9 protein-coding genes and 1 tRNA gene are annotated in these 11,838 nt (G+C 69.8%); 9 read left to right on the plus strand and 1 reads right to left on the minus strand.

Features of this window, described 5'->3' with window-relative positions; translation table 11 throughout:
• The 6 genes from AN218_RS37105 to AN218_RS26760 all read left to right on the plus strand — a co-directional run.
• The coding region (locus AN218_RS37105) for a hypothetical protein (protein WP_070019675.1) at window positions 1–669 on the plus strand (669 nt) is incomplete at its 5' end.
• A gap of 289 nt (window positions 670–958) precedes the next feature.
• A complete protein-coding gene (locus AN218_RS26740) occupies window positions 959–2,197 on the plus strand; it encodes a branched-chain amino acid ABC transporter substrate-binding protein (protein ID WP_070019676.1) in 1,239 nt (412 codons plus the stop codon).
• A gap of 99 nt (window positions 2,198–2,296) precedes the next feature.
• Window positions 2,297–3,226, plus strand: coding sequence for a branched-chain amino acid ABC transporter permease (locus tag AN218_RS26745; protein ID WP_070019677.1), 930 nt, complete (start codon window positions 2,297–2,299; stop codon window positions 3,224–3,226).
• 5 nt (window positions 3,227–3,231) lie between these two features.
• The gene (locus tag AN218_RS26750) at window positions 3,232–5,064 is read left to right on the plus strand and encodes a branched-chain amino acid ABC transporter permease (protein WP_070019678.1); all 1,833 of its coding nucleotides are present in this window, start codon (window positions 3,232–3,234) and stop codon (window positions 5,062–5,064) included.
• Window positions 5,065–5,066: 2 nt separating this feature from the next.
• Entirely contained in the window at window positions 5,067–5,990 is a 924-nt protein-coding gene (locus AN218_RS26755; RefSeq protein ID WP_070019679.1) for an ABC transporter ATP-binding protein, read from the plus strand.
• Complete coding sequence (locus tag AN218_RS26760; protein ID WP_107421586.1) at window positions 5,987–6,703, plus strand: ABC transporter ATP-binding protein; 717 nt, start codon at window positions 5,987–5,989, stop codon at window positions 6,701–6,703. Before AN218_RS26755 ends, AN218_RS26760 begins: the two co-directional genes overlap by 4 nt.
• 177 nt (window positions 6,704–6,880) lie before the next feature.
• Here AN218_RS26760 and AN218_RS26765 read toward each other — a convergent pair whose 3' ends face one another.
• Window positions 6,881–7,588 (minus strand): ANTAR domain-containing response regulator, encoded by a 708-nt coding sequence (locus AN218_RS26765; protein ID WP_420856021.1) that lies wholly within the window; start codon window positions 7,586–7,588, stop codon window positions 6,881–6,883.
• Between the two features lie 96 nt (window positions 7,589–7,684).
• Here AN218_RS26765 and AN218_RS26770 point away from each other — a divergent pair.
• The 3 genes from AN218_RS26770 to pepN all read left to right on the plus strand — a co-directional run bounded on the left by AN218_RS26770 (window position 7,685) and on the right by pepN (window position 11,238).
• Window positions 7,685–7,759 (plus strand) — tRNA-Leu (locus tag AN218_RS26770).
• Window positions 7,760–7,869: 110 nt separating this feature from the next.
• Window positions 7,870–8,640 (plus strand): transcriptional regulator, encoded by a 771-nt coding sequence (locus AN218_RS26775; protein WP_070019682.1) that lies wholly within the window; start codon window positions 7,870–7,872, stop codon window positions 8,638–8,640.
• A gap of 72 nt (window positions 8,641–8,712) precedes the next feature.
• Window positions 8,713–11,238, plus strand: a complete 2,526-nt coding sequence (gene pepN, locus AN218_RS26780) for an aminopeptidase N (RefSeq protein WP_070019683.1) — start codon at window positions 8,713–8,715, stop codon at window positions 11,236–11,238.
• Window positions 11,239–11,838 lie beyond the last annotated feature (600 nt).

The raw sequence follows: 11,838 nt of genomic DNA on the forward strand, positions 1-11,838 counted from the left end.
TCCGCCGCACCGCCCGGACCCTCCGACCGGGAGACCCTGGCCTCCGGGCGCGACGCCGCGGGCTTCGCCGAGCTCTGGTACGGGCTGCCCGTGCGTACCCGCCGCGCCGCCGCCGTCGCCGTCTGCCTCGTCGTGCTCGCCGGCGGCGGCTACGCGCTCGCCGCGGGCCAACTCACCCCGGAACGCGCCCCGTCCACGTCCCGGCAGGGACCGGGTCCCGGCCCCGGACCTGACACCGCGCTGCCCTCGGCGGCGTCCCGGCGCATGCCGTACCCGGCGCAGGCGGCCCACATCACCTTCGACCGGCTCGCCGTCTCCGACCGCTCACGGCGCACCTTCACCGTCGAGATGCACGCGACGGCCACCGTGCCGCTGACCGTCCTCGACGTCGGCCAGGGCTATGACGCGGTCGACCTCCGCCTGGCCGGGCGGCAGCCGCTCACCGTCTCGCCGGACGGCCCGCGGACCCTGCTGCTGAAGGCGAGGGTCACCAACTGTGACCGCGTGCCGCTCCGTGCCCGCTCGCCTTTCCTGAATGTGACACTCCGTAACAGCCGTGCACGTCAGGAGCTGAGCGTCATCCCCGGCGAGCGCTACGCGGACGCGCTCACGCACGCATTCCGGACGCTGTGCGGCCGGGACACCCCCGCTTCTCCGTCCGACCCCTGACCGATCTGCTGCTTCGTACACACGCAACGCGTCCGCTACACGCGCGTCACACTGCGGATCTCACCCGGCGCTTTCATAAGGGCACGTCGCGGTCGGATCTCAATAACAAGAACGTCACACCTTGCCTTGCCCCTCTGCCACCCGCGATCCGACGGCCATAGAGTCACCGCCAGTCACCGCGCAGCCGGGAGTGCAGTGAATGGCCTGATTCGTCCCACGCCTTCAGGTCCGCCCGGCGCGCGACACGGCCCTTCATCTCCGAAGGCCGCGCCAGGGGAAAGGACTGATCGTGCGCCACCGTTCATTGCTCATCATCACCACCGCGGTCGCCGCGGGCTCCCTCACGCTCTCGGCGTGCGGGTCACGCGGGGACGACAGCGGCAAGAGCGGCGGGGAGACCACTCTCACCATCGGTCTCGACGCCCCGCTCTCGGGCGACCTCTCCGCACTCGGCCAGGGCATCAGAAACTCCGCCGACCTCGCCGTGAAGACCGCCAACAAGAAGAAGGAAGTCGACGGCGTCACCTTCAAGCTGCAGCCGCTCGACGACGCCGCGCAGCCCTCCTCCGGCCAGCAGAACGCCAACAAGTTCGTCGCGGACGACAAGGTCGTCGGCGCCGTCGGCCCCCTCAACTCCAACGTCGGCCAGTCCATGCAGAAGGTCTTCGACAAGGCCGGCATGGTCGAGGTCTCCCCCGCCAACACCGCGCCCGAGCTGACGCAGGGCACCGACTGGCGGACCGGCACGAAGAAGCGGCCCTTCAAGTCGTACTTCCGCACCTCGACCACGGACGCCATCCAGGGCCCGTACGCGGCGCAGTACATGTACAACGAGAAGAAGCTCAAGAAGGTCTACGTCATCGACGACAAGAAGACCTACGGCAAGGGCCTCGCCGCGACCTTCAAGCAGGAGTTCGAGGACCTCGGCGGCAAGGTCGTCGGCACCGACCACGTCGACCCCAAGGAGAAGGACTTCACCGCGGTCGCCAACAAGGTCGCCGAGGCCAAGCCCGACTTCGTCTACTACGGCGGCGAGTACCCGGCCGGCGCCCCGCTCGCCGACCAGGCCAAGAAGGCCGGGCTCAAGGGCCCCGTCGTCGGCGGCGACGCGCTCTTCAGCGCCGAGTACGTCAAGCTCGCCAAGAAGAACTCCGAGGGCGACATCGCATCGTCCGTGGGTGCGCCGCTGGAGACCCTCGACAGCGCCAAGGAGTTCACCAAGAATTACAAGGCCGCCGGCTACAAGCTGCCCTACGAGGCCTACGGCGGCTACGCCTACGACGCGACCTGGTCCATCATCCAGGCCGTGAAGGCCGTCGCCGACAAGAACGACGGCAAGCTGCCCGAGGACATGAACGAGACCCGCGAGCAGGTCGTCGCGGCCATGCAGGACGTCAAGTTCGACGGCGTCAGCGGCACGGTCGGCTTCGACAAGTTCGGCGACACCACCAACAAGCAGCTCTCGCTGTACGAGGTCAAGGACGGCGAGCACAAGCCCGTCAAGACCGGCACCTTCGAAGAGAACTGAGCCGGGCGACCGCCCCGCTCATCCATATCACTACGCCGCGCGGGGACGCGAACAGCGCCCCCGCGCGGCCGTATCCAGACACCACTCGGAGGCCCCGCGGTGAACGACCTGCCGCAGCAGCTTGCCAGTGGACTCATCCTCGGCGCGATGTACGGCCTCATCGCGATCGGCTACACGATGGTCTACGGCATTGTTCAGCTCATCAACTTCGCCCACGGCGAGATCGTCATGTTCGGGGCCTTCGGCGGCCTGACGGCATGGCTGCTCCTGCCGCAGGGCACCGCCCTCGCGCTCGCCCTGCCCGTCATGCTCGTGATGGCCGTGGGAGTGTCCGTCCTCGTCGGCATCGGGGCGGAACGCTTCGCCTACCGGCCGCTGCGCGGCGCACCCCGGCTCGCACCGCTGATCACCGCGATCGGCCTGTCGATCATGCTCCAGCAGCTCATCTGGGGCTTCTACCCCGACGCCAAGAAGGCCCGCACCTTCCCGCAGTTCAGCGGCAGCAGCGTCGAGATACTCGGCGCCAACATCCAGCGCGGTGAGCTGTTCCTGCTCATAGCCGCGCCGGTCTGCATGATCGCCCTCGGCTTCTTCGTCGCCAAGACCCGCACCGGCCGCGCCATGCAGGCCACGTCGCAGGACCCCGACACCGCGAAGCTGATGGGCATCAACACCGACCGCATCATCGTCACCGCGTTCGCCATCGGCGCCGCCTTCGGCGGAGTCGCCGCCATCGCCTACGGACTCAAGTACGGCCAGATCGACTTCAAGATCGGCTTCATCCTCGGCCTCAAGGCGTTCACCGCGGCCGTGCTCGGCGGAATCGGCAACATCTACGGCGCCATGGTCGGCGGCCTCGTCCTCGGCCTCGCCGAGTCGCTCGCCACCGCCTACATCGAACACATCCCCGGCATGGAACTCTTCGGCGGCGGCGCCTGGAAGAACGTCTGGGCCTTCGTCCTGCTCATCCTCGTACTCCTCGTACGACCGCAGGGCCTGCTCGGCGAACGCGTCGCGGACAGGGCGTGATAGCGATGGCAACCACGAACCCCGAAGCCGGCACCACCACGGCCGCCGCACCCGCGGAACCCCTCGACGTCACCGGCGCACCCGGCACCCTGCGCCTGCCGCCCAAGGCGGCACGGCTGCTGACCGCCGCCGGAGCCGTCGGCACCTTCGCGAGCACCATGCTCGCCTGGACCTGGACCGCCGAATTCCCCGGCGACCTCACCTACTACGGCTCGCCCGTCGACCTGCAGACCCTCACGCTCGTCGGGTCGCTCCTCACCCTCGCCGTCCTGCTCGCGGGCAACGGCGTACGCGGACTGCGCTGGCTCACCCCCGGCGGCAAGACCGCACCCGTCGTACTGCTGGCACTGGGCACCCTCGGCGTCGTCTGGTTCACCGCCGGCGCCATCGCCGTCGTACTCGGCGGAATCGTCAACTTCGAACCCGGCATGTGGGTCGCCGTACTCACCAGCCTCGCCACCGTCGTCGGCGCCCTCGGCCTCCGCGCCGACCTGCCCTTCGACCCCGCCGACCCGGCACTGCGCGACCCCGGCGCCTGGCAGCGCTTCCGCCACTCCCTCAAATCGGCGACCCCGGCGCCCGCGCGCGAACTGCCCGGCTGGGCCGAACTGCTCACCATCGCCGTCATGTTCGGGATCGGGCTGTTCGTCTTCACCTACGGCATCGACACCCCGTACGGCGAACTCTTCATCGGATTCCTGATCCTGGTCTCCTTCGGCGCCACCGCGCTCGCCCGCGCCGGACTCAGCCAGCGTCTGTCCAAGCTCACCGGCAAGCACCGCAACGTCACCTTCACCGCGGCCTTCGTCGCAGCGGCCTGCTTCCCCTTCACCCAGAGCAGCGACCAGTACACCTCCGTCGCCGCCAACATCCTCATCTTCGCCACCGTCGCACTCGGCCTGAACGTCGTCGTCGGCCTCGCCGGCCTCCTCGACCTCGGGTACGTGGCGTTCCTCGGCGTCGGCGCCTACGCGGCGGCACTCGTCTCCGGCTCGGACACCTCCGTGCTCGGCGTCGAATTCCCCTTCTGGGCGGCCGTGCTGACCGGTGCGGGAGCCTCGCTCGTCTTCGGCGTCGTCATCGGCGCCCCCACGCTGCGGCTGCACGGCGACTACCTCGCCATCGTCACCCTCGGCTTCGGCGAGATCTTCCGCATCGGCATGGAGAACCTCGACGGCTCCTCCGGGCCGTCCGTCACCAACGGCGCCAACGGCATCGCCAACATCCCCGACCTGGTGATCCTCGGCTTCAACTTCGGCGAGGACCACACGATCTTCGGCGTCGACATCGGCCCGTTCGCCAACTACTACCTGCTGATGCTGGTCTTCACGCTCATCATCGTGACGATCTTCCGCCGCGCCGACCGCTCCCGCATCGGCCGCGCCTGGGTCGCCGTACGCGAGGACGAGACCGCCGCCCGCGCCATGGGCATCAACGGCTTCCGCGTCAAGCTCATCGCCTTCGCACTCGGCGCCACCCTCGCCGGCATGGCCGGCACCGTGCAGGCACACGTCACCTCGTCCGTGACGCCCGAGCAGTACCAGTTCGTCGAAGTCGTGCCGCCCAACTCGGCGTTCCTGCTCGCCGCCGTCATCCTCGGCGGCATGGGAACCGTCAGCGGGCCCCTCGTCGGCGCCTCGCTGCTCTACCTCATCCCGGCCAAGCTGCAGTTCATCGGCGACTACCAACTCCTGCTGTTCGGGCTGGCGCTGGTCCTGCTGATGCGCTACCGCCCCGAGGGCCTCCTCGCGGACCGCCGCAAGAAGCTCGAATTCCACGACACCGGCCAGCTCGACGTACCCACCGGCGGCCCCGGCCTCAGCAAGACGGAGGCGTGACGATGACCACCACAACCACCACAGGAGCGCCGCGCAGCGCGCCCGCGGGACGCACCGACGTGCTGCGGGCCTCCGGGGTCACCATGCGCTTCGGCGGCCTCACCGCCGTACGCGGCGTCGACCTGGCCGTCGACAGCGGCGAGATCGTCGGCCTCATCGGCCCCAACGGCGCCGGGAAGACCACGTTCTTCAACTGCCTCACCGGCCTGTACATACCGACCGAAGGCCAGGTCTCCTACAAGGGCACCGTGCTCCCGCACCGCTCCCACCTGGTCACCAAGGCAGGCATCGCCCGCACCTTCCAGAACATCCGGCTCTTCGCCAACATGACGGTCCTCGAGAACGTCCTCGTCGGCCGCCACACCCGCACCAAGGAAGGGCTGCTCTCCGCCCTGCTGCGCGGCCCCGGCTTCCGCAAGGCCGAGCGCTCCTCCGAGGAGAAGGCCATGGAACTCCTGGAGTTCACCGGCCTCGCGGGCAAGCGCGAACACCTCGCCCGCAACCTTCCCTACGGCGAGCAGCGCAAGCTCGAGATCGCCCGCGCCCTGGCCAGCGAACCCGGACTGCTGCTCCTCGACGAGCCCACCGCGGGCATGACCGCCGGCGAGACCAGCGCCACCCGCGACCTCGTCCTCGCCGTACGGGAACAGGGCACCGCCGTCCTCGTCATCGAGCACGACATGCGCTTCATCTTCAACCTGTGCGACCGCGTCGCGGTCCTCGTACAGGGCGAGAAGCTCGTCGAGGGCTCGCCCGAGGTCGTACAGGCCGACGAGCGCGTCGTCGCCGCCTACCTCGGCACGCCCTTCGAGGGCGAACCGGGCGAGGCGGAGGCCGCGGAGGTCCGCGAGGCGGAGAGGGCGACCGGAACCGGGCCCGCTGCCGGAACCGCCGCGGACGAGAACCCGAAGGGAGAGCGGTCCTGATGCCACTCCTCGAAGTCGAAGACCTCCGCGTCGCCTACGGCAAGATCGAAGCGGTCAAGGGCATCTCCTTCACCGTCGACGCCGGCCAGGTCGTCACCCTCATCGGCACCAACGGCGCCGGCAAGACCACCACCCTGCGCACCCTCTCCGGGCTGCTCAAGCCGCTCGCCGGAAAGATCACCTTCGACGGCGAAGTGATCAACGACATCGGCGCGCACAAGATCGTCGCCAAAGGGATCGCACACTCCCCCGAAGGCCGCCGCATCTTCCCGCGCCTGACCATCGCCGAGAACCTCCAACTCGGCGCGTTCCTGCGCAAGGACACCGCCGGCATCCAGCGCGACATCGAAAGCGCCTACGAGCGCTTCCCCATCCTCGGAGAACGCCGCCACCAGGCCGCCGGCACCCTCTCCGGGGGCGAGCAGCAGATGCTCGCCATGGGCCGCGCCCTGATGTCCCAGCCCAAGCTGCTCATGCTCGACGAGCCCTCCATGGGCCTCTCGCCGATCATGATGCAGAAGATCATGGAGACCATCGAGGAGCTCAAGAGCCAGGGCACGACGATCCTCCTCGTCGAACAGAACGCCCAGGCCGCGCTCTCCCTCGCCGACCACGGGCACGTCATGGAGATCGGCACCATCGCCCTCTCCGGCACCGGCGAGGAGCTGATGCACGACGAGTCGGTACGCAAGGCGTACCTCGGCGAGGACTGAGCCGCCGGCGGCGGCGGGACGGCGCGTACGGACGCAGACTCGCGGTCGCACGCGCACGCACGGCACCGTTTACGGTCTCCGCGCACACGGAAGGGGCCGCCCGGCCAACCGGGCGGCCCCTTCCGCTTGTTGAGGCCCTGCGCTGTCCGCCGGGCCCTGCCGCTGCCTCCGCTACGGCTACGACTTCTGCTGCCGCCTGCGCTCCTCGCCGTCCGCGATCACGGCCTCCGCCACCTGCTTCATCGACAGCCGCCGGTCCATCGACGTCTTCTGTATCCAGCGGAACGCGGCCGGCTCCGTCAGCCCGTACTGCGTCTGCAGAACGCTCTTCGCCCGGTCCACCAGCTTCCGCGTCTCCAGCCGCTGCGAGAGGTCCGCGACCTCCTCCTCCAGCGCCCGCAGCTCCGTGAACCGCGACACCGCCATCTCGATCGCCGGCACCACGTCGCTCTTGCTGAACGGCTTCACCAGATACGCCATCGCGCCCGCGTCCCGCGCCCGCTCCACCAGCTCGCGCTGCGAGAACGCCGTCAGCATCAGCACCGGCGCGATGCTCTCCTCCGCGACCTTCTCCGCCGCCGAGATCCCGTCCAGCACCGGCATCTTCACATCGAAGATGCACAGATCAGGACGGTGCTCCCGCGCCAACTCCACCGCGCTGCGCCCGTCTCCGGCCTCACCGACGACGGAGTAGCCCTCCTCCTCCAGCATCTCCTTGAGATCCATCCGGATCAGCGCCTCGTCCTCCGCGATCACCACACGCGTGGTGAGGGGCGGCACATGAGCGCTCTCCTCCCCGGCGGCGGAGGCACCGGCACCGGGTTCGGCGGCGGCGCCCGCGTCGGCGTGGGAGTTCTCGGGCTCGGGGATGTCCGCGGTGCTCACTGGGCTCCTCGTTTCCGCACAGGTGGGAGGTACGAGGGTACCGGGGTCCTGTAAGGTGGTCGCACAGCAGGTGGTCTTGGACCTTTGAATGTGCTGGCCCCGGTAGCCCAATTGGCAGCAGGCAATGGATTCAAAACCCATACAGTGTCGGTTCGAGTCCGACCCGGGGCACTTTACCTTCGATTCAAAGGTCGCAAGCGATCTCGCCGATCTTCGCTGACACGAAGGAACGCGGCCTCGAATTCCCCTGCGCAGCGCGGACGCTCACCAAGCTCGTGAGCATGTACGACGTCACCGTTCGACGGCACGCGCTCGCCCTGGTCGCGCAAGGCCGCAGCCTCAATTCTGTGAGCAAGCAGACCGGCATATCCCGTGCGGCGCTGCGCAGTTGGCAGCGGCGGCTGCTGCCCGTGCGTCCCTCCGCGGCGCGGTGCCCCGTCTGCGCCGCACCGGCGAGGCCCCGGGTCGACGGCGCCAACTACGCCTATCTGCTGGGGCTCTACCTCGGCGACGGCTGCGTCAGCCGTTTGCGGCGCACCTGTTCGCTGCGTATCGCGTGCGCCGACGCATGGCCCGGACTGATCGACGAGTGCGTCCGGGCCGTCGCGTGCGTCCACCCGGCGAACAAGGTCTTCCGCGTCCAGCGCCAGGGCTGCGTCGCGGTCACCGCGTACAACCCGCACTGGCCCTGTCTCTTCCCGCAGCACGGCCCCGGCAGAAAACACGAGCGCACCATCGAACTCGTCGGCTGGCAGCGGGAGATCACGGGCACGCACCCGTGGCCGCTCATCCGCGGCCTCGTGCACTCCGACGGCAGCCGCGTCGTCAACTGGACAACGCGCACGGTGGCCGGACGACGGAAGCGCTACGAATACCCCCGGTATTTCTTCACGAACAAGTCCGAAGGAATCCGGAGGATCTGCACGGACGCCCTGGACGCCGTCGGAGTGGAATGGACGCTGCTCTCCCGTGCCGGAGAGGCGATCAACATCTCCGTCGCCCGCCGCGCCTCCGTCGCCCTCATGGACGCCCACGTCGGCCCCAAGTACTGAGCCCCTGGCCCGAATTGCTGGCCCGAATTGCTCCGGTGCGGCGCGGGTCGCGGGTGCGGCAGCATGGGCCGCATGTCAGCACTGACGCGCGACGAGGCGCACACGCGGGCCGGGATTCTCGAAGTGGAGCGGTATGCCGTCGATCTCGATGTGACGTTCGGCGCGGAGGTGTTCGGGTCGGCGACGTCCGTACGGTTCCGCGTCAAGGAGGGCCGGGGCGGGGCGGATTCGTTCGCGGAGGTGCGGCCCGAGGAGTTGCTGCGGGCGGAGCTGGACGGTGTGCCGCTGGAGGTGGCGGAGGCGTTCGAGGACGGGCGGCTGTGGCTGCGGGGCCTGGCGGAGGGGGTCCATGAGCTGCGGGTCGAGGCGCGGATGCGCTATTCGCGGGTCGGTGAGGGAATGCACCGGTTCACGGATCCGGCGGACGGGCGCGTGTATCTGTATTCGCAGTGCTTTCTGGACGACGCTCCGCTGGTGTTCGCGTGTTTCGACCAGCCCGATCTGAAGGCGGTCTTCGAGGTGTCGGTGACGGCGCCGGACGAGTGGACGGTGCTGGGGAACGGGATCGCGCGGAAGGTGGCGGAGGGCCGCTGGGAGTGTGCGCCGACGCCGCCGTTGAGTACGTATCTGGTGGCGGTGGTGGCGGGGCCGTACCACTCGGTGCGTACGGAGCATGCGGGGCTGCCGTTCGGGCTTCATGTGCGGCGTTCCCTGGGGGAGTTCCTGGATGCGGACGCGGAGGAGCTGCTGGATGTCACGCGGCGCTGTTTTGACCGTTATCACGAGTTGTTCGAGGAGCCGTATCCGTTCGACTCCTACGACCAGGCTTTCGTACCGGAGTTCAACGCGGGCGCGATGGAGAATCCGGGGCTGGTGACGCTGCGGGACGAGTACGTCTTCCGTTCTGCGGTGACAGAGCTGGAGCGGCGTACGCGCGGTGTGACGGTGGCGCACGAGATGGCGCACATGTGGTTCGGGGATCTGGTGACGCTGCGGTGGTGGGACGACATCTGGCTGAACGAGTCGTTCGCGGAGTACGCGGGTTATCAGACGCTCGGGGAGGCGACGCGCTTTTCGGGGACGTGGACGGATTTCGCGGTGGCGCGGAAGGGGTGGGGCTATGACGCGGATCAGCGTCCTTCCACGCATCCGGTGGCGCCGGAGCCGGGGTCGGTGACGGACACGGCGTCGGCGTTGCTGAATTTCGACGGGATCTCGTACGCGAAGGGCGCGTCGGCGCTGCGGCAGTTGGTGGCGTGGCTGGGTGAGAAGGATTTCCTGGCGGGCGTCAACCGGCATTTGTCGCGGCACCGTTTCGGCAATGCGACGCTGGCGGATTTCATCGACGCGCTGGCGGGGGTCTCGGACCGGGACGTGCACGGCTGGGCCGAGCGTTGGCTGCGGACGACGGGTGTGGACCGGCTCTCGCCGCGGGTGGACGAGGGCAGCGGCCAGTGGTCGGTGGCGCTGCGGCACGAGGGCGGCCGGCCGCACCGGCTGGGGCTGGGTCTGTACGACGTGGCGCCCGCGGATCCTGCGCGGCTGGTGCTGCGGGAGCGGCTGGAGCGTGAAGTGGCCGCGGACGAGGCGGAGTCGGTGGTGGTGGCGGAGGGGCCGCGTCCTGATCTGCTGCTGGTGAACGACGGGGATCTGACGTACGCGAAGGTGCGTCTGGACGAGGTGTCGTGGCGGACGGTGCGGGGTGCACTGTCGGGGCTTCCGGGTGAGCTGCCGCGGGCAATGGTGTGGGGGGCCGCGCGGGACATGGTGCGGGACGGGGAGCTGCCGCCGGAGGAGTTCCTGGGCGCGGTGCGTGACCATGCTGCGGCGGAGTCGGAGCCGGCGGTGCTGGAGAGTGTGCTGGCGTTCGCGCACGGCACGGTCGCGGACCGCTTTGTGCCGGCCGAACGGCGGGGCGCGGCGCTGGAGTTGCTGGCGGGTGTGTGCCGGGAGGTGCTGTGGGGTCCGGGCGGTGAGGACGCGGGGCTGCGGCTGACGGCGGTGCGGCGTCTGGTCGACTGCGCGCCGGACGCCGGGGAGTTGTACGGCTGGTGGGAGGCGGGTTCGGTGCCGGGCGGTCCGGTGCTGGACGCGGAGTTGCGGTGGCGGTTGCTGCTGCGGCTGTCGGTGCTGGGTGCGGTGGGCGCCGCGGAGATCGACGCGGAGCTGGCGGCGGATCCGAGCGCGAAGGGCCGGGAGGGCGCGGCGCGTTGCCGGGCGGCGCTGCCGGAGGCGTCGGCGAAGGCGGCGGCGTGGGAGGCGATGTTCGGCTCGGATGCGTTGTCGAACTATCTGCTGCGGGCGACGGCGCAGGGGTTCTGGCAGCCGGAGCAGCGCGGGCTGCTGGCCGAAGGCGGTTATGCGGAGCGGTACTTCGAGGACGCGGTGCCGGTGGCGGCGCGCCGGGGTGCGGCGGTGGCGTCGATCCTGGGGCGGGTGGCGTTCCCTCGTACGGCTGTCGAGGAGCGGGTGCTGCGGCGTGGGTCGGAGTGTCTGGAACGCGGGGACGTCACGCCGACGCTGCGGCGTGAACTGACGGACGCGCTGGACGACTTGGGCCGTGCGCTGCGGGTCCGTACGGGGGCGGGCGGCGTCTGACCCGGGCGTGCGGCGCGCGCTGCGGGGGCTGAGACCGGGGTCCGGGGCGCGAAGGCGCGCGCGGCGCGGAGGCTGTCAACCGTCCTGTGGTCGTGGGCGGTTGGGAGGTTGGGACGGACTGGGGAGGGACGCGTCTCGCCGTCGAGGGCGCGGGAGCGTCGGCGTCGCGCAGGGGTCGGTCGTCACGTCCCTGGGAGCGCGGCCGCCGGGCCCGACTGGCGTCGTGCCCTCTGGCCGCTCTTGAGTGTCCGTGAGTGGGTGGCTCTCCCTCCGGGGCGCCGACTGCCGTGTTCTGACGGGCGGTTGTGGCCCGGTTTCCGGTGTGGCGTTCCCTCGTACGGCTGTCACAGCCGAGGGGCCCCAACCGTCGGCGGCGGCAGGGCAGTTGGCCGTCCCAGACCGTCGGCGGGCCTGCGGGCGCCCGCCCGGCACCGCACTGTGCGCCTTTTCTCAAGTCTTAAGTTTAGTCTTGACCCGGGATTGGTCCAGGCCTACGGTCCTCACACCATCCTGACACGGTCGAGGAGTTGGACCCCCATGTCCCCCACACCCCACTCGCCCCGCGGCGCCGCGGAGCACGGCCGGACGACGGCCGGTGCG

Source organism: Streptomyces nanshensis, from assembly GCF_001751255.1.
Classification (GTDB): domain Bacteria; phylum Actinomycetota; class Actinomycetes; order Streptomycetales; family Streptomycetaceae; genus Streptomyces; species Streptomyces nanshensis_A.

Excerpts from the sequence above, each read along its gene's own strand:
- pepN (WP_070019683.1), top strand. The coding sequence starts at position 8,713 with ATGTCAGCACTGACGCGCGACGAGGCGCACACGCGGGCCGGGATTCTC.
- AN218_RS26755 (WP_070019679.1), top strand. The coding sequence starts at position 5,067 with ATGACCACCACAACCACCACAGGAGCGCCGCGCAGCGCGCCCGCGGGA.
- AN218_RS26750 (WP_070019678.1), top strand. The coding sequence starts at position 3,232 with ATGGCAACCACGAACCCCGAAGCCGGCACCACCACGGCCGCCGCACCC.
- AN218_RS26775 (WP_070019682.1), top strand. The coding sequence starts at position 7,870 with ATGTACGACGTCACCGTTCGACGGCACGCGCTCGCCCTGGTCGCGCAA.